This is a genomic window from Micromonospora sp. NPDC050686, assembly GCF_040654475.1.
GTDB lineage: Bacteria > Actinomycetota > Actinomycetes > Mycobacteriales > Micromonosporaceae > Micromonospora.
The window spans coordinates 1-21,780 of sequence record NZ_JBFAID010000081.1; the positions used below are offsets into that span (position 1 = coordinate 1).

Annotated in this window: 16 protein-coding genes; 8 read left to right on the top strand and 8 right to left on the bottom strand. The window is 69.0% G+C overall.

The annotated features are described in order from the left end of the window. The coding region (locus tag AB0H57_RS30630) for a chlorinating enzyme (RefSeq protein ID WP_357512154.1) at window positions 1–721 on the bottom strand (721 nt) is incomplete at its 3' end. Window positions 722–883: 162 nt separating this feature from the next. Then, window positions 884–1,543, bottom strand: coding sequence for a response regulator transcription factor (locus AB0H57_RS30635; protein ID WP_357512155.1), 660 nt, complete (start codon window positions 1,541–1,543; stop codon window positions 884–886). A 341-nt stretch (window positions 1,544–1,884) separates the two neighbouring features. Here AB0H57_RS30635 and AB0H57_RS30640 point away from each other — a divergent pair, with 341 nt between their 5' ends. Continuing rightward, window positions 1,885–2,970, top strand: coding sequence for a branched-chain amino acid aminotransferase (locus tag AB0H57_RS30640; RefSeq protein WP_357512156.1), 1,086 nt, complete (start codon window positions 1,885–1,887; stop codon window positions 2,968–2,970). 329 nt (window positions 2,971–3,299) lie between these two features. Here the strand turns inward: AB0H57_RS30640 and AB0H57_RS30645 are convergent, their stop codons facing one another. The 3 genes from AB0H57_RS30645 to AB0H57_RS30655 all read right to left on the bottom strand — a co-directional run bounded on the left by AB0H57_RS30645 (window position 3,300) and on the right by AB0H57_RS30655 (window position 5,459). After that, the gene (locus tag AB0H57_RS30645) at window positions 3,300–3,425 is read right to left on the bottom strand and encodes a hypothetical protein (RefSeq protein WP_357512157.1); all 126 of its coding nucleotides are present in this window, start codon (window positions 3,423–3,425) and stop codon (window positions 3,300–3,302) included. A 214-nt stretch (window positions 3,426–3,639) separates the two neighbouring features. Continuing rightward, window positions 3,640–4,650, bottom strand: a complete 1,011-nt coding sequence (locus AB0H57_RS30650) for a fatty acid desaturase (RefSeq protein WP_357512158.1) — start codon at window positions 4,648–4,650, stop codon at window positions 3,640–3,642. Between the two features lie 17 nt (window positions 4,651–4,667). After that, window positions 4,668–5,459, bottom strand: a complete 792-nt coding sequence (locus tag AB0H57_RS30655; RefSeq protein WP_357512159.1) for an alpha/beta fold hydrolase — start codon at window positions 5,457–5,459, stop codon at window positions 4,668–4,670. An 81-nt stretch (window positions 5,460–5,540) separates the two neighbouring features. On the opposite strand from AB0H57_RS30655, the gene AB0H57_RS30660 reads away from it, so the two are divergent. Continuing rightward, complete coding sequence (locus tag AB0H57_RS30660; protein WP_357512160.1) at window positions 5,541–6,296, top strand: hypothetical protein; 756 nt, start codon at window positions 5,541–5,543, stop codon at window positions 6,294–6,296. A gap of 279 nt (window positions 6,297–6,575) precedes the next feature. Next, window positions 6,576–7,448 carry a ParB/RepB/Spo0J family partition protein gene (locus AB0H57_RS30665; RefSeq protein WP_357512161.1) on the top strand — a complete coding sequence of 291 codons (873 nt, stop codon included), beginning with the start codon at window positions 6,576–6,578 and terminating at the stop codon, window positions 7,446–7,448. A gap of 146 nt (window positions 7,449–7,594) precedes the next feature. Here AB0H57_RS30665 and AB0H57_RS30670 read toward each other — a convergent pair whose 3' ends face one another. From AB0H57_RS30670 to AB0H57_RS30680, 3 genes are read right to left on the bottom strand one after another with little or no spacing between them, the layout of a single operon-like run. After that, complete coding sequence (locus tag AB0H57_RS30670; RefSeq protein ID WP_357512162.1) at window positions 7,595–10,921, bottom strand: amino acid adenylation domain-containing protein; 3,327 nt, start codon at window positions 10,919–10,921, stop codon at window positions 7,595–7,597. Between the two features lie 35 nt (window positions 10,922–10,956). Beyond that, window positions 10,957–11,148, bottom strand: a complete 192-nt coding sequence (locus tag AB0H57_RS30675) for an MbtH family protein (protein ID WP_144123009.1) — start codon at window positions 11,146–11,148, stop codon at window positions 10,957–10,959. Between the two features lie 29 nt (window positions 11,149–11,177). Further along, window positions 11,178–12,437 carry a cation:proton antiporter gene (locus AB0H57_RS30680; RefSeq protein WP_357512163.1) on the bottom strand — a complete coding sequence of 420 codons (1,260 nt, stop codon included), beginning with the start codon at window positions 12,435–12,437 and terminating at the stop codon, window positions 11,178–11,180. 205 nt (window positions 12,438–12,642) lie between these two features. Here AB0H57_RS30680 and AB0H57_RS30685 point away from each other — a divergent pair, with 205 nt between their 5' ends. The 5 genes from AB0H57_RS30685 to AB0H57_RS30705 all read left to right on the top strand — a co-directional run. Further along, window positions 12,643–14,460 carry a hypothetical protein gene (locus tag AB0H57_RS30685; protein WP_357512164.1) on the top strand — a complete coding sequence of 606 codons (1,818 nt, stop codon included), beginning with the start codon at window positions 12,643–12,645 and terminating at the stop codon, window positions 14,458–14,460. Between the two features lie 41 nt (window positions 14,461–14,501). After that, window positions 14,502–16,043, top strand: coding sequence for an FAD-binding oxidoreductase (locus tag AB0H57_RS30690; protein WP_357512165.1), 1,542 nt, complete (start codon window positions 14,502–14,504; stop codon window positions 16,041–16,043). Window positions 16,044–16,045: 2 nt separating this feature from the next. After that, window positions 16,046–16,303, top strand: coding sequence for a phosphopantetheine-binding protein (locus AB0H57_RS30695; protein WP_357512166.1), 258 nt, complete (start codon window positions 16,046–16,048; stop codon window positions 16,301–16,303). 20 nt (window positions 16,304–16,323) lie between these two features. Further along, the gene (locus AB0H57_RS30700; RefSeq protein WP_357512167.1) at window positions 16,324–20,181 is read left to right on the top strand and encodes an amino acid adenylation domain-containing protein; all 3,858 of its coding nucleotides are present in this window, start codon (window positions 16,324–16,326) and stop codon (window positions 20,179–20,181) included. Between the two features lie 7 nt (window positions 20,182–20,188). Next, window positions 20,189–21,780, top strand: a 1,592-nt coding sequence (locus AB0H57_RS30705; RefSeq protein WP_357512168.1) for an amino acid adenylation domain-containing protein, incomplete at its 3' end; no start/stop codon positions are given.

Here is a 21,780-nt window from a genome sequence, read left to right on the forward strand (position 1 = left end):
TGGTGGCACTCGTGTTGGGGTGCGAGCCGTGGACGCACTTGGCCAGGAAGATGACGAACTGGCCGGGCTTCAACTCCATGTCGACGATCTCGTGATCGTTCGGATCCCAGTCCTTGTCAAGCTTGAGCTCCGCGTAGTCGTAGCCGAAGAAGTCGTGGGCCTTGTTCTCGACGTTGTACGTCATCGGCTTCGACTCGTCGTAGTACCACTGTTTGTGGCTGCCGGGCAGGAAGCGTAGGCAGCCGTGCTCCTTGTCCGCCTCGGAGAAGGCCGTCCAGACGGTTAGCTCCTGCGTGGCGGCCGTGGACTCCTCGGTGTAGCGCAGCGAGGGATACGAGACAGTTTCCGCCTCGTTGTACACAGTGAATGCCTCGACCTGGTGCCAGCCCGTTCCCGAGTCGCCGGGCTCCTTCTCGAAGATGTGCGTCTTCCAGCACATGATGTCGTCGCCCATAAGGCTCTGCAGCTTGTGGACGATCGTCGGGTGGGCGATATGCCGGGACAGCGCTTCACAGTCGAGATGGCGGTCGTAGTTGATGATGGTCGAGTCGTGCGGCTTGTTCTCGGACGTGACCATATCGATCATGGCCTGGCTCCAGACCAGCGAAGCCTCTTCCTCGGAGTAGAGGTCGAAGGGGCCGATGAACCCGTTCTCCGTGAAGAACTGGACTTGTTCGGCCGTCAGACCCTGGGTCACCTTTTGGACAACGCTTTCAGTCACCGTGATTCCTCCTCGTAATGACCGTGATCGCTGGTCGGACGTGTCCGACCTCAGCCGACGCGTTGAGCACACCGTAGGGTTCCGCGGCTGGGCCGTCTTGTCACCGGAACCAGGGTCGAGCCGCCGCCCCGGGATGGATGCCGTGCGCGTCACCGGGCGGCGTCATGCAACCTCCCTGATGGGCGCCACGGTCTCCGATTGTTGGGGCAACCGGGTGTTTCGGCTCGAGGCGGCAGGTCGGCCGAGCAGCGCAACCCGGGTGAGTTCCGCCTTGTTGCCAACGCCGAGCTTGGCCCGGATGCGCTTGACATAGGTGTCGACCGTATGCGGGCTGATGTCCAACCGGGTGGCGATCTGACTGTGGGTCAGGCCACGGGAGATCTGCCGCAGCACCTGCGCCTCGCGCTTGGACAGGTGGTAGCCCGATGTGTCGGCGTGCAGCGCGGTGTGCTCGCCACCGGACTCGGTCGGCCAGACGCGGCTTCCGGACGTCACCGCCCGGATCGCGCCGATGATGCCCTCGCAGGACTCCATTTTGCTCACGACCCCCAACGCTCCGGCCCGTAGGTACATCTCGGCCTCGATGCAGTCCGAGTTGCTGAGGATCAGGACCGCCGCGCTCTTGGCCACCTCGGTGATATGCGTCAGGTCGTGGGGTATCCGAAGCGCGTCAAGGTCGATTACAGCTGCATCCGCGAGGCAGGACGCGTCCACTGTGGGCGAGGTTCGCATGGCGACGACCTTGATGCCGGCCTTGGTCAGCGTGTCGACCAGGCCGATGACGAAGATGGGTGAATTGCCGAGAATGTCGGCGCGGATCATGTCCCCCCCGGTTCTTTGCATTCCGTCCCTATTCGGCGACTGGATCTCTGCGCCGGTCGCTGCCGGCGCAACCGCCGGCAGCCGTCTTCTTGGTCGGTCAGCAACTCCTTCTTCCGTCGTCCGTAGTGGCCGAACACAGCCACCGCGCACGGGGAATGCAGAAAGTTGATCAACGGTATGTACCAACGTTAGCAAGGTGAATCAACCGAACGCTTGTCGCTGCTTTCGGGGACCAGTCAAAGCGAAACCGCATGGTGCCACGGCGTTGGCGGCGGCCTGAGCGAACGGTAGGCTCCCGGCCAGGCGTGATCGCACTTTGACACATCCCGGGGGTGAAGCTCATGAGCAGCCTTGAGTTCGAAACTCGACAGAACGCCACCCCCGTCGCCGTGGCCGAACGGGAGGCGCTGCTGGCGAACCCGGGCTTCGGGCGGACCTTCACCGACCACATGGTGTCGATCAGTTATTCCGACGGCAAGGGCTGGTACGACGCCCGACTCGAGCCCTATGCCCCGCTGCGGATGGACCCGGCCACCGCGGTGCTGCACTACGCCCAGTCAGTCTTCGAGGGGCTGAAGGCATACCGCGCGCCCGACGGCGGGGTCGTGGTGTTCCGGCCCGACGCCAACGCCGCGCGGTTCGCCAGGTCCGCCGAGCGCATGGCGATGCCGCCGCTGCCGCCGGAGCTGTTCCTTCATTCGCTGCGAGTTCTCATCGAGCAGGACCGGGATTGGGTTCCGGGCAGCGGGGAGTCCAGCCTCTACCTGCGGCCGATCCAGTACGCCTCCGAGGTGTACCTGGGGGTGCGGCCGGCGTTGGAGTACCAGTTCCTGGTGCTGGCCTCGCCGGTCGGGGCGATCTTCGCCGGTGGGGCCAAGCCGTGCTCGATCTGGCTGGAGCGGGAGTACAACCGGTCGGGCCCCGGCGGCACCGGTGCAGCCAAATGCGGGGGCAACTACGCCTCCAGTCTGCTGGCCCAGGCTGAGGCCATGCGGCACGGCTGCGAGCAGGTGGTCTTCCTCGACGCCACGGAGCACCGGCACTTCGAGGAGCTCGGCGGCATGAATGTCTTCTTCGTGCTCGGGGACACACTGGTCACCCCGCCTCTGACCGACACGATCCTGCCGGGTATCACCCGGGACTCGGTCATCACCCTGGCCCGGCACCGCGGGCTCACCGTCCAGGAGCGGTTGTACTCGATCGACGAGTTCCGGTCCGACGCCGCGAGCGGTGCGCTGACGGAGATGTTCGCCTGCGGTACGGCGGCAGTGATCACGCCGATCGCCCGGCTGCTGTCCGCTGATGGCGAGATCGTCGTGGGTGACGGTGGGTCGGGGCGGGTGACGACGTCGCTGCGCTCCGCCCTGCTGGATATCCAGTACTGCCGTGCCGAGGACGAGTTCGGCTGGGTCCAGCGCATCGTCTGACCCCACGCCGCCGGCGACGGTCATGTGGGGATTTTCCGGACGGCGGGGATACCGTGGCCGGGGGTGGTCCGCAGCAACCAGGTGGGGTTGCCGACGCCGACAATGGCGCCGGCAGCACGCCGCCCACCGCGCTGACGCCGTTGACCGTGACGTCCAGTGTTCCCTGGAAGCCCTTGGGGTTGACGAGCGGAGGCCAGAGCGTCCTGGCCGGCCCGCCGGGCGCGGTGGATGCGCAGGCGGTCCACGATCACCGTGGCCCGCGCCCCGTTCCGGCTGTGGGCGCCGATACGGAGGTTGTACAGCGCGTTGTCGCGAGCGTTGAGGTCCGGTCAGAGTGCGGCGATGTCGTCCACGGGCTTGAGGGTGAGCCGCTTCCACGCGCCGGTGGCCAGCGGTAGCTTGACGTTCCCTACCAGGCCATTGGCCGAGCGCGACGGCTGGCTCACGCCGCCCACGCGGTAGAGCAGCGTGTACTGGCCGGCCGTGCCGGGCCGTGAGCGCGGCGGCGCCGGCCGCCTCGTCGGTGACGTCAATGAGCTCGCCAACCGCTGCCAACAGCTCGGCAGGTCTCCGACGGGTGCGGCAAACAGCAGTTTGTAGTCCCCGGCATCGGCGGCAAGCTCGATCGGCGTGGCGCCCCGGCCGTGTAGACCACGACCAATGGGCTGGTCATGTGCGGGCGAGCGCGGGACCGGTGTGGTCCCGCCGCGGGGGCAGCGATCGGTAGATCTGCTCCAGGCCACCCAGGGCGCCGCCGAGCCGGGGCAGGGCCGCGTACACCGGGTCGCGGCGCAGGATCGCGTCGACCTCGCGCAGCCGCCACATCGGCGTCCGGGGGTACAGGTGGTGGACCAGGTGGAAGCCTTCGCCGTCCTTCTCACCCAGCAGGAACCGGGTGCCCAGTCCGTAGACCCGGTTCCAGGTCATGTAGATGTCGATCCGGGGGGACGTCTCGATGATCGGAAAGTGCTCCATCAGCTCCGCCACCGCGCCGATCCACACCTGCGTGGTGACGAGCGGCACGAACCAGAGCAGCAGCAACCAGGGCCACCAGCCGCCCAGGACGGCCCAGGCGAGCACCGCCGCCAGCAGGGTCACCCGGAGCACCCGCTCGGCCGGGTGCTCGCTGGCTGTCATGATGCGGTGCCGCAGCAGGTACAGCACGTACGAGGCGGTCGCCCGAGGCGTTATGACGCGCCACAGGTACCGGCGCAGCGCCCGGCGGCTCAGGTCGTCCCCGCACAGCCCGTTGTCCCGGTACTGACGGTAGTCCGGGTCCCGCTCCGGGTCACCCAGTCGGCCGTGGTGCTCGCCGAGATGTGAGGCCCGGTAGCCGGTGTAGCTCTGCAGCACGGGGTATCCGCCGAGGACCGCCCCGATCACGTTGCCGACCCGATGGTTGGCCATGAACGCCCGGTGCGTGGCCATGTGCAGCATGCCGGCGATGCCCCGCTGCCGGCCGCCGATGAAGAATATCGCCACGATGTACACCGGCACCCCCAGCCACCAGGGGGTGTGCCGCCACGCCAGCACCGACGCCGCGCACCAGACGGCGATCCAGGTCCAATGCTCGACGGCCTCCAGCGGGCCGTGCCAGTTGTCCGGTCGGGATGCCGCCCGGACCGCGGCGCGGATTTCCGGCGCGAAGCGGTACCGCTCGGCGAGATCCGAATCGGCCATGGTCCCTCCTCCTTCGCTCACAGGCGTCTAACTGAGGCGTTTCCCCAATTGGACATCCGGGTCAGGATGTCGGCAACCAGCTCGGCCTCCCGGGGCTGGAGGTAGAAGTGATCGCCGTCGAAGCGCCGCCAGGCGGCCCGGCCGGAGGTCAGCTCGCCCCAGGAGGCCAGCTGGGCAGGCACGTCGGCGGTACCGTCGCTGCCCGCGTAGGCGACGATCGGGCAACGCAGCCGCGCCGGATCGCGGCGGCGGTAGGACAGCACCGCCCGGACGTCGGCCAGCAGCGCCGGCAGCACGAGCTCGCGCAGCTCCGGGTGCTCGAACACCATCGGATCGGTCCAGCCGGACGCCCGGGTCTCCGCCTCGATGGCCGCGTCGTCGAGCACCTCCCGGGGCGGCAGGAACCGGTGCGGGGCGAGCGTGCCGGAGACGAACAGGCCCGCCGGACCCGGCCCGGCGCCGGCCTCCAGTCGGGCCGCGACCTCGTAGGCGACCAGGCCGCCCATGCTGTGCCCGAACAGGTACAGCGGCCGGTCGGCGTAGGGGGTCAGCGCCGCAACGAGCGCGTCGGCGATCTCCTGGACGGACCGCGCGCAGGGCTCGGCCAGCCGGTCCTGCCGGCCGGGGTACTGCACGGCGATCAGCTCGATCCGGGCCGGCAGCCGGGCGGCCCAGGAAGCGTACGCGCTGGCGGTGCCGCCGGCGTGCGGCAGACAGACCAGACGGGTCGCCGGGTCGTGGCAGGGACGCGGCCGGCGCAGCCACCGCGCCGATGCCTCGAAGGTGCTCTCTGTCGAGGGTGCGGTCATGAGGGGTCCCGTCGGTCGGTGGTCGGGGGCCAGAATCGACATGTGTTTCGCTGCGAGGGATGCGTGTGGGACGGTCTTGCGATGGATAGTGCCCCGGGCGATGCGCCGGCCGCGATCGGTGGCCGCCTCGACCCGGCGACCGTCCTCGCCGGCTACCGGCACGGCGCCTTTCCGATGCCGGCGGTATCCGCGGCCGAGGCCGAGGTGAACCACTTCCTGTACGAGGATTCGGTGGCGGCCGGGACGACCGCGGTGCTCGACTCGCCGCTCCCCGATCCGTTCGCGTTGACCTGGTGGTCACCGGACCCGCGCCCGGTCATCCCGTACGGGCGGCTCGCCAAGCCACGCAGCCTGATGAAGCTGTTGCGCAACCGGCTGCGCTGGACCACCACCGCGAACCAGCACTTCGACCGGGTGCTCGCCGAGTGCCGCGCGAACCGCACTCCCGAGTGGCTCACCGACGAGCTGTGCGAGTGCATGGTGGAGCTGCACAAGCTGGGTTGGGCCCACAGCGTCGAGGTCTGGGACGGCGACGAGCTGGTAGGGGGCGCCGTCGGTATCGGCGTCGGCACGGTATTCACCCTGGACACCTGCTTCCACCGGCAGACCAACGCCTCGAAGGTGGCGCTGCTCGACATGGAGTGCCGGCTGGCCGGCACCGGCGTGACGCTGCTGGACGTCGAGTGGGACAGCGAGCAGAGCCGGCGGCTCAATGCCGGGCCAGTGCCGCGCCGGGAGTTCCTCGCCGCCCTGTCGCGCGGCGGCGATCCGGTCCCGCTGGCCGGCGGCGTGGAGGAGGTACGCCGCCTGGGCTTCCTGCGCACGCCCGCCGAGTGAGCCGTTGACCCCAAAATAGGTGAATCCCGTACGTCCGGCCGCAGGGTCAGGATGAGTGAAGGCCGTGTCTTCGCTCGACGGCCGTGGCCGTGCCGTGGCCGTGCCAAAGAACGGGGGCTCCCAGTGTCGGTCGACACCTCTCGATCCCCAGTCGAACCCCGATCGTCCACCGACGGCCAGAGGTCCGCCGAGCCGGTCCCGGCCCGGGACAACGCCGTCGTACGGCTGCCGATCTCCGCGGTCCGCGTCGCCGACTCGCCGCGCTCCGCGGGCGTGGACATGGCTCACGCGAGATCGCTGGCGCAAACGGAGGCGAACCTGCCACCGATCGTGGTGCACCGCAGGACGATGCGGGTGATCGACGGGGCGCACCGGCTCACCGCCGCCCGGCTGCGCGGCGAGCGGGAGATCTCCGCGAAGCTGTTCGACGGCGACGACAACGAGGCGTTCCTGCTCGCCGTCCGGCTCAACGTGTCACACGGCATGCCCCTCCCGAGGGCCGATCGGCGTGCAGCGGCCGTCCGGATCATCCGCGACCAGCCGCGGCTGTCGGACCGGGCCATCGCCCTCACCGCCGGTCTGGCGGCGAAGACCATCGGATCGCTGCGCCGCGAGATCGACGGCCCGCCGGTACAGGCGCGGATCGGCCGGGACGGCCGGGTCCGGCCGATCAACGGCGCGGCCGGGCGGGGGATCGCGGCCGAGCTGATCGCCAGCCACCCGGACGCGACCCTGCGCCAGATCGCGAAGGACGCCGGCATCTCCGTGGAGACCGCGCGGAGCGTCCGAGCGCGCCTGCGGGCCGGCGAGGACCCGGTACTGGACCGGCGGACCCGGCCGGACCGCGCCGACCGGGCGGAGGACCGGCAGATGACCGTGAAGCTGCCGGAGGCGGACCCCTCCGACGAGCTGCGGTCGCTACTCAAGACCATGCAGCGCGATCCGTCGCTGCGCTACACCGAGTCCGGCCGGATGCTGCTGCGCTGGCTCGGTCCGCGGGTGCTGCTGACCGACGAGATCCCGCTGCCGCTGCGCCACATCCCGCCGCACTCCCGGATCAACCTCGGCGCGCTGGCGAGAGCCTGTGCGGCGGCCTGGATCCAGCTCGCCATGGGGCTCGAGGACGACCAGGCGAGCGGTCAGCACGGCTGATCACGTCCATCGCCAGTGCCCGGTGTCCGGTGGGACCCAGCCGGTCCGCGGGGCCGCGTGCCGCTCAAGGCGGCCAGCCGGATCCTCAGCCAGAGCCGCCGCAGATATGGCAGCGGCGTGCCGGGGCTCGCGTATGCCCGAGCCGCTCATCGCTCTTCGGCGTCGCTCAGGCGGCTGGCGAGGGCGGCCACCGTCGGCGCCTCGAAGAGGGCACGCAGGGCGACCGTGCGCCCGACAACCTCGCTGAGCCGGGTGACGACGGTGACCGCCAGCAGCGAATGCCCGCCCAGTTCGAAGAAGTTGTCGCGCCGGCCGACCCGGGGCACGGCTAGCACCTCGGCCCAGATCGCGGCGATGTGCTCCTCCATCGGCGTGCTCGGCGACTCGTACTGGGCCGCCCCGGCCCACTCCGGCCCGTCGTACAGCTGCGGCAGCAACCTCCGGCTCAGCTTCCCGCTGGGCGTACGCGGCAGCTCGGTCACCGGCTGGTAGGCGGCCGGCACCATGTAGTCGGGCAGGCGGTCGGCGAGGAAGGCGCGGAGCTCGGCGGCGGTCGGCGGGGCGTCCGAGTCCGGCACGACATAGGCGACCAGGCGTACGTCGCCGGCGCCGTGGCGGTGGGCGGAGACGGCGCACTCCCGCACGCCCGGGCAGCCGGTGAGGACCGCCTCGATCTCGGCGACCTCCACCCGGAACCCGCGGATCTTTACCTGGTCGTCGAAGCGGCCGATGAACTCCAGTTGGCCGACGGCGTTCCAGCGGACTCGGTCGCCGGTGCGGTACATCCGGGCCCCCGTGCCGAACGGGTCGGGCAGGAACCGCTCCGCCGTCATCTCCGGGCGACCGAGGTAGCCGCGGGCCAGCGCGAGGCCGCCGACGAACAGCTCGCCGGCCACGCCGGGCGGCACCAGCCGCAGCTCGGCGTCGAGCACGTACGCTCGCACGTTGTCGAAGGGCCGGCCGATGGGCGGCAGCTCCGCCCACGTCGTCGGATCGGGGTCGAGCTGGTGGGAGGTGGCCAGGTGCACCTCGATTGGTCCGTACTGGTTGTACAGGGTGCAGCCGGGCATCTGTTCGAAGAAGGCTCGAATCGCCGGGGTGGCCTGGAGCTGCTCGCCAGCCGTGAGCACCGCACGCAGCGACCGCGGGATCCGGTCCAGGCGCACGGCCAGTTCGGCCAGCCCGCGCAGGGCCACGAACGGCATGAATATCCGCTCGATCCGCTGCTCGGAGATCACGTCGAGCAGCCGTTCGAAGTCGTGCCGGACCTCCTCGCTGACCAGGACGAGCGTGTCGCCGACCGACAGCGTGGTCACCATCTCCTGGTAGAAGATGTCGAAGCTGAGCGCGGCCCACTGCAGCGTGCGTCCGCGTCCGCCGGGGCCCTGGCGCCGCTGCCACTGCGCCTGGTTGTGCAGGGCCCGGTGTGACATGGCCACGCCCTTGGGCCGGCCAGTGGACCCCGAGGTGTAGAGCACCCAGGCAATGTTGGCCGGGTCGGCCAGGTTGGGCGGTCCGGTCGCGTCGCACGGTGTGCCGAACACGTCGAGCGCCAGCACCGGCTCCGGGTCGGCGGCCCCGTCCGGTCCGTCCTGATCGCGGATCAGCAGTCGCAGGGCCGCGTCCTCGACGATCAGCTGCTGGCGGGCCATCGGGTAGGTCGGGTCGATCGGCACACAGGCTCCGCCGGCCTTGAGCACCGCCAGGTTGGCGACCACCATGTCCAGCGATCGGTGTAGCGCGATGCCGACCCGTTCGTCGGGGCCGACGCCCAGCTCGCGCAGGTGCCGGGCCAGGGCGTTCGCTCGCTGGTCCAACTCGCGGTAGGTCAGCGCCCGGCCCTCGAACACCACCGCGGTGGCGTCCGGCGCGGCGGCGACCTGCCGCTCGATCACCTGGTGTAGGCAGCTGCCGTCGTCGAACCGGTTGGCGGTGTCGTTCCAGACCTCAAGGACCTCGTGCCGCTGCGCGGCGGACATCAGAGGCAGGTCGTCGATCGACACGTCGGGTGCGGCGACGACCGCGGTGAGGAGGTTGATCAGGTAGCCGGCCAGGCGCTGCACGGTGGAGCGATCGAACAGCGCGGTCCGGTACGCCATGCCGACGTACATGTCCCCCGCCTCGGTCTCCGAGACCGAGAGCGTGAGGTCGAACATCGCCTTCGGCTCGCCCGGCTCGATCTGCGTGACGGTCAGCCCGTCGAGGAGGTCGAACGGCTCTGCCGCCAGGTAGGTGAACAGCACCTGGAAAAGCGGATGTACCGCCAGGTCCCGCTGCGGCCGGAGCTCGGCCACCAGCCGGTCGAACGGCACGTACCGGTGCTCCAGGGCCTCGACCAGCCGAGGCCGAAGCTGGCCGAGCAGCCCGGCGAAGGTCGGCTGCCCGGCCAGGTCGGCCCGCAGCACCACCGGGTTGACGAAGTGGCCGATGTTGGCGGCGACGTCGGGGTGCGCCCGCCCGTCGGCGATCATCCCGATGCTGACGTCGGTCTGCCCGCTCCACCGATACAGCAGCGTGTGAAACGCCACGAGCAGCACCATGAACAGCGTGGTGTCCTCGCGCCGGGCCAGCCGGCGCAGCCCGTCGGCCACCTCGGCGGGCACTGGCACCTCGACCATGCCACCGGCGAGGTCGGCGACCGCCGTCCGGGGCCGGTCCGTCGGCAGGTCGAAGACGTGCGGCGCGTCGGCCAGCTGCTCCTTCCAGTAGTCCAGGTGCCGCTCCGCCACGGCACCATCCCGGCCGTGCTGCCACAGTGCGTAGTCGGCGTTCTGCATGGTCAGCTCGGGCAGCGGGGACGGGATCCCGGTCCGGTACGCCGCGTAGAGCGTGCGCAGCTCGTGGAAGAGGTGGGCGTACGAAGACCCATCGATCACCAGGTGGTAGGAGCGGAAAACCAGCACGTGCTCGGCCGGGCCGAAGCGGATCAGCTCGGTGCAGAAGTTGCGCGCCACGGAGGTGTCGAACCGGTACTCCGCGTACATCCGCTTTCGGTCGTCCAACCACCGGTCCTGCTCGGCGACGGACAGGCCGGACACGTCCAGGAAGGTGAAGCGGGGGTCGCCGGCCGGCTCCACCACCTGTACCCCGATCCCGTCGCGCGCGGGAAACGCGGTCCGCAGGATCTCGTGTCGCCGCATGATCTCCGTGATCGCCGAACGCAGGGCCGCCACGTCCAGATCACCAGCGATGCGGTGCAGGGACGTCTGGTTGTACGCCGGCCCCAGCAGGCCCATCTGATCGAGGAACCACATGCCCTGCTGGTGCTCGGACAGCGGAATGCTGTCCGGCCGAGCCGCCGGCGCCGGGTCGGCGCGTATCGCGGAGATCAGCTCGTCGCGCCGCTCACGGAGCACCGCCAACCACTCGCCGTCCAGTGCGCCGGCCGGCCGGTATCGCAGCCTGCCGTCCTGCAGCCACAGCTGGATGCCGGCCAAGCGCAGTTCATCCAGGAGATCGGAAATCGCACGCACGGGCTGTCCCTTCTCTGCGGGCGGCGCGGGTCCGCTCAGCGCACGCTTAGCGGACGCAGGTCGGTCCAGTGCTGCTCGACGTAGTCCAGACAGGCCTGCCGGCTGTCCTCGCCGTACACGATCCGCCAGCCGGCGGGTACCGCCCGGCGGCTCGGCCACAGCGAGTGCTGCTCCTCGTCGTTGACGAGCACCAGGAATCGGCCCTCCGGGTCGTCGAACGGGTTCATGGCATCGCCCTCCTCTGCAACGGACGGATTCATGGCATCGACTCTCTTTCCAGCAGTGGTGTGACTGGCCGGGACTCGCGCTCCCGTGTCGCCTGCTTCGGGTAGACGAAGGACAGCAGCAGGCCCGGCATCAACGTGGTGACCAACGCCATGACGACCATCAGCGAGTACAGCCGCTGGTCGAGCAGGCCGATTTGAAGGCCGACCGTCAGCACGATCAGCTCCGTGAGCCCGCGAGTGTTGATCAGTAGGGCGAGCCCGGCGCTGTGCCGGACGGACACCCGGCACAGCCGAGCGGTCCCGAAGACGCCGGCCATCTTGCCGCCGATGGCGACCAGCAGGATCAACAGCAGCAGGCCCACCTCCCGCCAGTCCATCCCGGACAGGTTGACCGCGAAACCGGCGACCACGAAGAACAGGGGCAGCAACACCACTCGGTTGATGCGCTCGATCCACGGCAGCACGTACGCGCGCAGGGCAGCCGCGCCCGTCCGGGGCATGACCGCACCGAGCAGGAAGGCACCGAAGATCTCGTGCAGCCCCATCCACGAGGTCGCCGCGCACGACAGCACCAGGGCTGCGGCGATCGCGATCGCCAGTCCGGCATCGAGGCTCACCCTGGCCCCCCGGCTCCGTACCGGGGTCCGGGGGGTGCGCTCGGCCAGCTTGGCCAGCAGCGGTCGCACCACCCCGACGAGGATCACCACGAAGGGCAGGACCAGCAGCACCTGCCACGGCAGCGTGCTTCCGTGAGAGAGGGCGACCAGGACCGTGAGCATCGACCAGGCGAGGACGTCACCGACCGCGGCCGTAGCGAGCGCCAACCCGCCGATCGGAGTGTCGATCAGGTCGCGGTCGGTCAGGATCCGGGCCAGGACGGGGAACGCGGTGACCGACATCGCCGTACCGACGAAGAGGCAGAAGAGAACCGCGGCCCGGCCGGACCGGTCGCCGACGATGCCGATCGCGAACAGGATGCCGAGCACGAACGGCACGACCATCGAGCCGAGCGACAGCGCGACGGCGATGCGGCCCTTCCCGCGCAGGCCGCCGTCGGCCAGGTGCAGCCCCACGAGGAACATGAAGACGCAGATCCCGACGGTGGCCAGCACCTTGAGCGCCGGGCGGATGTCGGTCGGGAACAGTTCACGGGTGATCGCGCCGTGGAACAGGGTCGGACCGAGCAGGATGCCACCGACGATCTCGCCGATCACCTCCGGCTGCCCGAACCGCCGGCACAGGAGCCCGAGCAGCCGGGCCACCACAATGATCACGAGAATAGCGGGCACGAGCGTCGCGAGCGTACCGATGTCCACGCGTTCGTCTCCCGCTTCGCCCTCTGCTTGAGACGGACCTTAGGCCGCGCCACCCGGGGCATCGCAGTCACGTGAACCGGCGACGGGACAGCCCGGGGCCGCCGACGGCATCCTTCCGTTGGACGGCACGCGTGGTTGGACGGCACGCGTGGTCGGGAGGCACACATGGGAGGCACACATGACCGGCACGGATGTGGTCCAGGGCGAGGGCTTCGTCTGGCGCGCTCGGGAGCTTGACGGGCACCTGCCGTCCGTCTCGTACGGGGTGACGCTGGTGGGTAAGGCCACGGTCACCAACCCGTCGGGTGCGGGCCTCGCGCGTCACATCGCGGACGTGGCTGCCTACGGCGATTACGCGTTCCTCACGGTATACCGGCATCCGACGTGTGTGCGGACAGGCGCCTACGTCATGAACATCAGCGACCCGAAAGCGCCCTTCGAGGTCGAGAGCGCGTTCATCGAGACCACGAATGGCAACTACGTCGGCGAGGGTCCGTGCGTGATCGAGATCGCCAACGAGTACTTCAGTGGTGCGCTGTTCATCCACCCCCACGAACACTACATCCTGGCCGATGCACCCGATCCGACCGAGCCGCGCCAGCGGGGTGGCATCAACATCTGGGACGTTTCCGACCCAGAGAATGCCCAGCTCCTCGCCGCCCACGCCGGCGACTACACGGATTCGCACAATGAGCCGGCGGACCAGGCCCTGGCGGCGTACTACACCTGCGCCTGGACGGACAGCTCCACCAGCCGCACCTACGTCAGTTTCGTCACCGACAAGCCCACCACCGACATCGTCATCATGGAGATCACTGATCCCCGTAACCCGGTGATGGTCAACGCCCTTGACCTGAGGATTGCACCGTTCCATGTGACCGGAGACCCTTCGAAGGGCCTCATCTCGGTGTTCGGGCACGCCGTCGACGTACGCCGGGTCGGCGACCGGTACGTCATGACCGCGACTTACTGGGACGGCGGGTACGTGCTGCTCGACGTCACCGACCCGACGCCGGGCAACGTCTCGCTGATTGCCCGGACCGAGTACGCCGAATTCGACGAGGAGCGTGCCAAGCGCGGGCAACAGATCTGGCCGGAGGGCAACGCCAACCATCACGACCTCTCGCCCGACGCCGAGTATCTGGTGGGCGCCGACGAGAACATCGAAGCCTATCGCCTTTTCGGCACGATCACATCGGGCCCGCACGCCGGCACCGAGTACGTCGCGGCCTGGAGCTCGGGTTCGGCACCGGTCAATGCCGACCACCCCATCTCTGGTACGCCCACCTTTGTCGGCTCCGGCTGCCCCGGCACCGTGCCGCCCGGGCGCGGGATCGCGCTCATCGAGCGTGACGCCTCGATCCTGACCGGCGGGTCGGCCCCGGGATGCGCGTTCCAGGAGAAGCTGGATGCCATCACCGCGGCCGGCTACAGCGCGGGCATCATCTTCAACCATCAGGGGCCGGACGCTATGCAGCAGTTCCCCACGGCGGCCAGGGGAACGATCCCGCTGATGTTCGTCAACCGCCTGACGGGTCTGCGGCTTCTCGGCGTGCCCGACGTAACCGAGGAGACCGCCGGCCACACCCCGACACCGGCCAATCCAGAGATCTGCGCGACCGATGTCAAGTCGGAGTTCGTAGGCTGGGGCTACCTCCGGCTGTACAAGACGGACATCCCGGGCAGCGGCACCGGCTCGGTCACCCAGATCGACACGTACGCCATCCCCGAGTCACAGGACCCGAGGTACGGCACCGGCTTCGGCGACTTCTCGGCGTCGCACGTGGCGATCGACCCCGATCGCCGGCTGGTGTACGCGACCTTCTTCGCCGGTGGCCTCCGGGTGCTGAGCTACGGCAGCGATGGCCTGCGGGAGGTCGGCGCCTTCCGCGAGCCCGGCATCGACTTCTGGGGCGTCAAAATCCACAAGATCGGTGAAAAGAACTACGTCTTGGTCTCCGACCGGAACTTCGGCCTCTACATCTTCGACTTCTGATCACGCGCTGAGTGACATCATCCAAATCTGAGGAGCCCGGGGTGTCCAATCCGACCATGAGGTCGTCTGATCTCGTATTCGCCGCTGGCGCCAAGAGGCCGACCAAGGCTGATGTGGTGATCATCGGCAACGGCGCGCTCGGCATGTTTCTTGCTGATGAGTTGGTCGAGCGCCAGGTCGGATCAGTGGTGGTAGTGGGTCCGAGTCATCGCGACACGGGCGCCAGCCAGGCGGCCGGTGCGATGCTCGGCTGTTTCGGTGAGACCACGACCGAATCGCTGCGGACCGACGCCGCGCGGACGAGGTTCGAGCTCGGCATATCCGCCCATGACAAATGGCCCGAGGCGCTGCGGCGGATCGATGAGTTCGCGCCATCCGACCGGCCGATGCAGACAACGACGGAATCGCACATCATCCTGAACTCCGTCGGAGCCGAATTGGACACGGTGAACTTCGCCGCGATAATCGACGCTCTCGACCAGTACGACAAGCCGTGGAAGGAGGTAGACCCGGCCGACATCCCCGGTTACAACCCCCGGACGGAGTCGCGCGCTTTGCGCGCCATTCATCTGCCGACGGAGGGGGCCGTGGATGCTCGCGGGGTGCTGGCGTCGCTGGAACGCCGATTGCGGCATGGCGGAGCGATCCTTCTCGATCAGACGGTACGGAGGCTGGTCGGCAGCGACGAGGCGGTGACCGCGGTCGAGCTGGACGACGGCCATCTCATCGAAGCCGGCGCTGTCGTCGTGGCCGCCGGCATCCACAGCGAGTCGCTGGTGCGAACCGTGTTCGACGTGCCCGATCTGATGCCGACCTTTCCGGGGCTCGGCTTCGCGATGATCGCCAAGCGGACGGGGGGTGAACCGTTCACCAGCGTGGTTCGGACGCCGAATCGCGGTTTCGCCTGCGGACTGCACGTGGTGCCGCAAGGCGGCGGGCTGGAGTACTACGGCGCGACCAACCGCTTGGTGAACACCATCTCCAGTGTCACCTGGATGGCCGACGTCCGCTTCTTGGCCCAGTACTCAATGCACCAGCTCGACGAGCGGGCAGCCATCCACGAGGTCACGAAATGGTGCGCCGGCAACCGCCCCGTCACGCTCGACGGATTCCCGTTGGTCGGCTGGATGCCACCCTCGGGCCTTTATCTGATGACGGGCACCTACCGTGACGGTTTCCACTGTGCGCCCCTGCTGGCCGAGCACGTCGCCAATGAACTGCAGGGAAAGGCCGGAATCATCGACTCGATTTTCCAGCCGATGCGTAAGCCAGTGGCGACCAGGACCGTCGAATGGTCGATCGATGAATATGTCACACACAGCCTTGCCGCCTGGTTCGAGACCGGCGCGCAGGCCGCACCACAGATGACGACCTCACAGCTCACCGACTATTACCGGAACATGGCCGTGCAGACCTATGAGCAACTCGGCGTCGATTACGGCCTGGGCCCCGACATTCTCTGGTACGCACAGGGGAACCTGCATGGTGCACGTCGTGTCGCGCGCTATCTGCGTACCTTCAAGGGCGATGGCGACGTGGCCCAACCGGCTGGGGCCACAACCGGCACCGTGGGGACGCGGTAGCAATGCCCGCTTATCAACCATCTGTCGCGGACACCGTTCGCAGCCTCGTGACGAAGCAGCTCAACCTGAATGGGTACAGCCAGGATCTTCGCCCTGACGATAATCTCTGGAGCTTCGGCATGACATCCTTGACCTGCCTGGGTCTGATGTTGTCCATCGAGGACACGTTCGAGATCGAGCTGCCGGAGGAAGCGCTCAAGGAGGCGACCTTCCGCAGCATCAACACGATATCCGCGGCGGTTGAGAGTTCGCGCAAATAGGCACGAGTTTGGGGGTAGCAGTGCCGGCACGCCAGTCGCGCCCGAGGAACCCGATCCCACCGTTTCGCGACAGCACGGCGAGCGAATTCCCGTTGTCGGCGGGACAGGAGCGAATGTGGTGGCTGCGCCAACTGGACTCGTCGCACGACCAGTACCACATCAGCTGTGGCTGGCGGTTTCCGGCGGAGGTGAACCGCGAGGCATTGCTCGCCGCCCTCGACGCCCTGGTGCGGCGCCACGAGATCCTGCGGACGAAGTTCCTCATGTCGCCGGACGGGGCGGTCACCCAGGAGATCGTCGACCATGTCGAGATCCCGCTCGTCTGGGCCGGCCCCGACTGGCAGGAAGCCGTCGAACAGGCTGCCGTGCGGCCCTTCGACCTGGCGCGGCCTCCGCTGTTTCGAGCGGTGGCCGCGGAGTTGGTCGACGGGCCCGGCCTGTTGGTGACGATGCACCACATCATCACCGACAGGTGGTCGATGGACGTCTTCGCCAGGGATCTGTTCGAGCTGTACGAGGCGGCCTTGACGGCCAGGACACCGCGCCTTCCGGGGCTGCCCGTCCAGTACGGCGACTACGCCAGGTGGCAGCGCGACTTCCTGACCGACGACCTGCTCCGATCCCAGCTGAACTACTGGACCGAGGCGCTGGCCGGCTACGAACCGTTGGAACTGCCCCTGGATCTGCCTCGGCCCACGGCGATCGACGCGGTCGGCGAGACGGTCGTCCTCGAGCTGCCGAGGGAGGCCACGGCGGCCATGACCGCCCTGGCCTGGCGTACGCGCGCGAGCCCGGCGATGGTGGTCAGTGCCGCGTTCGTCGCGACGCTCCGGGCCTTCTGCGGCCAGTCCGACGTCGTCATCGGCGCCATCGTGTCCGACCGGACACACCCGGACCTGCGAGATCTGATCGGGTTCTTCATCAACACCATGATCCTGCGGGTCGACCTGACCACGACGGAGCTGACCTTTCGCGAGGCGATCACCCGAACCCGGGACGCCTGGATGGCCGCGGACGCGCACCAGGACGCGCGGCTCGAGCAGATCGTGGGTGCGCTCAACGCCGGGTCGGAGGCGCACCGGAATCCGATCTTCGACGTCGTCGTGAATCACGCCGGCGACCGGGATGACCTGGCCGAGGATCCAGACGCGCCGGTGTGGTGGGAACCCGACCTGCCGGTGACTGCCAGGTTCGACCTCTCGCTCACCACTCGGATCGTTGAGGGGCGGCTGCGGGCGACCTTCGTGTACCCGACCGCGCTGTTCAACCGGGCCACGATCGCCACGCTCGCGGACCGCTACATCCGCACGCTCGAACAGGGCGTGGCGACGCCGGACGCGCCGATGCGCCACTTCGACCTGCTCACCCGGGCCGACCGCACGCTGCTGCGGCGCGGCAACGATCGGACTCCGGCGTCCGGGACCACCGTTGTCGAACGTCTGCAGACCCGGGCTGCCCGCACGCCGGACGCGCCGGCGGTGGTCGGCGACGGCGGCCCGCTGTCCTATGGGCAGCTGAACGAACGCGCGAACCGGCTGGCCCGACACCTGCTAACCCTGGGCGTCGGACCGGAGAAGGTGGTCGGCGTCTGCCTGGAACGCACCGTCGAACGATTCGTGGTGCTGCTCGCGCTAGCCAAATGTGGCGCACCGTACCTGCCCGTCGACCCCGACTTCCCAGCCGATCGGATCCGCCTCCTGATGTCGGATGCCGCCGCCGTCTTGATGATCGTCGGCTCACCGCTTCTGGCCCGCCTGCCCTCGATGGAGACGCCGGTTCTCACGATCGGTGACGGCAGCCCGGACCTGACCGGATACGCCACCGACAATCTTCCGACTCTCCCGGCTCCGGACAGTCTGGCCTACCTGATATCGACATCCGGATCGACCGGAAACCCCAAGTCGGTGGCGATCTCACATCGAGCCCTGAGCCGACTGGTGGAAGGCGCACCGCACTATCTCGAGGTCGGCCCGGGATCGGTGTTTCTCCAGACCGGTCCGCTGACATTCGATGTCGCCGTGCTCGAATGGGCACCGCTGGCCCACGGCGGCCGGGTGGTGGTCGCCGATCCCGGATCCCTCCTCGACGGTCTGCGGGATGTCCTGTGCGAACACCAGGTCACCACGCTCAAGCTGGTCTCTCCGCAGCTCGACATCCTCGTCGAGCAGGATCCGCACATCCTGTCCGGGCTGCGCCAGCTCGTCGTCGGCGGCGACGTTGTCAACCCGAGGAGCTTCGCCCTGGTGGAGGGACTCCTACCCGGCTGCCGGGTCGTGGCGTCGTACGGTCCGACCGAGTGCACGGTGCTGGCCACCGTGTTCGAAGGCAGGCCGTGGTCGGGCAGAGTTCCGATCGGCCGCCCCATCCCACACACGAGTGCCTACATCCTCGACGAGCACCTCCAGCCGGTCTCGGTCGGCATGCGCGGCGAGATCTTCCTGGCTGGCGACGGATTGGCCAGGGGGTACCATTCCCGCCCCGGCCTGACCGCGGCGTCGTTTGTTCCCGATCCCTTCGGGCCGCCCGGGTCGCGCATGTACCGCACCGGAGACCTGGGCCGCTACCTGCCGAACGGAGCCATCGACTTCCTCGGCCGCACCGACCACCAGGTCAAGATCCGTGGCTTCCGGATCGAGACCAGCGAGGTCGAACACGCCCTGCTGCGCCATCCCGACATCACCGCGGCGGCGGTCGTCCGGGCCACCCTGGCGACCGGCCCCGCGCTGGTCGCCTACATCGTGACGGCCAGGTCGGTGGACGTGGGGGCGCTGCGCGACATGCTCCGCGAAACACTGCCCGCGTACATGCGCCCGGACCACTTCGTCACGATCCCCCGATTCACCCTGACCGCGCACAACAAGCTCGACCGCGCCGCGCTGCCACCGGTCACCACCGCCACCACGCGCGCCGGAGTGGACCTGCCGCCCGCGACCGGGCTCGAAGCACGGGTCGTCGCGGCATGGTCCGCCGTGCTCGGCAGGCCGCTCTCGGCCTCCGACGACTTCTTCGACCAGGGCGGGCACTCCCTGCTGGTGCCGCGCGCGACCGCGACGGTCCGCCGCGAACTCGGCCGCGAGGTGCCGTTGCAGCTGATGCTGGAATATCGGACGCCTGCGAGCTACGCGGCCGCGATCCTGCGTGAGAGCCTGCCCGACCTCAGCGCGGCCTCGCGTGAGGACCGGCTCGTCCAGCGAACCTGGCGCGGCGAGAAGCTCGCCGGCTGCCGACGCGTGGATCTGTTCATCTCCACCGAGAACCCGCTCCGGAAGAATGCCGACCTCCCGTTGCTGCTCGTCCTCGACGGCTCCGAGTTCGTGGAGATCATGCGCCTGCCGGCGATTCTGGACCGGCTCTCCCTCCAGGATCGGATCCCCACCACCGCGGCGATATTCCTGAGTCCGAGCGAGTGGTCGGCCCGCCGCAGCGAGCTCCTCGACGACGGGATCGTCGACGCGCTCGCCGACGAGCTGCTCCCCTACCTGCGCACCTGGCTCGGGAACCGGCCGGTCGGCCGCGCCGTCGCGGTGGGCGCGAGTCTGGGGGCGGTCACGGCGATCCGCTCCGCGCTGCGCCGGCCGGATCGCTTCCACGGCGCCGTGGCCATCTCCGGCCCGCTGAGCGAACATCGGCTCGGCCCGGCGAGGCCCGACCGGTCGAGAGGCGGGTCGCGGTTCTTCCTGTCCGCGAGCCGGGAGGAGAAGGACATCATCCTCGACGACGGACTCAGCTTGGTGGAAGCGACCGAACGCACAGCCGACGAGCTCGCGGCCGACGGACATGTCGTACGAAGCGCGATCGGGGAAGGCGGCCACACCTACGCGGCGTGGGAGTCGATGCTCCCCGATGCGATCCGCTGGTCGCTGGGCGACCAAACTTAGTCGATAGGTGGTGCTTGTGGTGCAGGATTCTCGACGGTCGGCCCGGACCGCGGGTGCACGGACCCTGGTCGATCTCCTGGAGCGCCAGTTTCGCGACCGGCCGGCGGCCACGGCCATCCGGACCCCGGCACGCTCGTGGACCTATGCCGAGCTCGATCGGCTGTCGGCGCGACTCGCGCGGCAGCTGGTGGCCGACGACGCCGGACCGATCGTCGGTCTCATCGCGCGGCACTGCCCGGCCGCGTTGATCGGCATCGTCGCCATCCTGCGAAGCGGCGCGGCGTGTCTGCCGATGAGCCCCGACGATCCGCCGCTGCGCAATCGCGGGGTGCTCGACGACGTCGGCTGCGGACGCGTCCTTGCTACCGCGCCGGTCGACTGGCTGCCCGACGCCCAGCTCATTGACGTAACCGGCCCGCAGACGGGCCACGACAGCCTCGCCGCCACGGAGCTCCCCTCGCCGAGGCCGCTCGACCTGGCATACGCGCTCACCACGTCGGGCTCGACCGGGCGGCCCAAGATCGTCGGCGTGCCGCACGAAGGCATCCTGAACCTGATCATCGCCTCGTTCGAGGACATCGACCTGATCAGGACCGACGACGTGATGCTGTGGACGACCGCGCTCACCGTGGACAGCACCATGCACGACTGCCTGATGCCGCTCTGCTTCGGCGCCTGCGTCGCCATCGCCGACGGCGGCGACCTGCCCGCCAACCGCATCCTGCGCACCGTCCGCGCGCTCGGCGTGACCGCGCTGGAAGTCCCGGCCGCGGTGCTCGGGCCGTACGGGACGTCCCTGCTTCCCCGGCTGGCCGCGGCCGGCGTGCGCCTGGTCATCACCGGCGGGTCCCAACTCGACGGGCCGGACCTGGGCAGCAACGACTCGCTGGTCGTCCACAACGGCTACGGCCCGACCGAGGCCTCGGTGGCCGCGACGTGGTATCCCTGCGACGCCTCGACCCCGCAGTGGGTCCCCATCGGGCGCCCGATCCGCAACGTGCGAACCTATGTCCTCGACGAGGAGCTGAACCCCGTCCCGGCCGGCGACACCGGCCAGATGTACCTGGCCGGCGCCGGTCTTGCCAGAGGCTATCTCGGCCATCCCGGCCGCACGGCGGCCTCGTTCCTCCCGGACCCGTTCGCCGAGAGGCCCGGCGAGCGCATGTACGCCACCGGGGACAACGTTCGGCTTCAGCCGGACGGGTACTACGTGTACGTCGGCCGAATCGACGACCAGATCAAGATCAGTGGGTACCGGGTTGAGATCGGCGAGGTCGAGCACAACCTGCGCGCATGCCGAGGCGTGGTCGACGCGGCAGCACTGTTGCGCGAGGACACCCCGGGCGGCGCGGCCATCGTCGCCTATCTGGTCGGCGAACGGCGATCCGACGAGCTGATCACGAGCCAACTGGGTAATTGGCTACCCGCGCCGATGATTCCACGCGTCTACGTCTGGCTGGACGAGATGCCTCTCAACCGCGCGGGCAAGATCGATCGTCGAGCACTCGCCAAGATGCTCGATCCCGCACTCTCCCACCCCGACGCAACACGCAACCCTCACGTTGTGCCATTCACTTGCGGGGGCGGGACGGATACGGG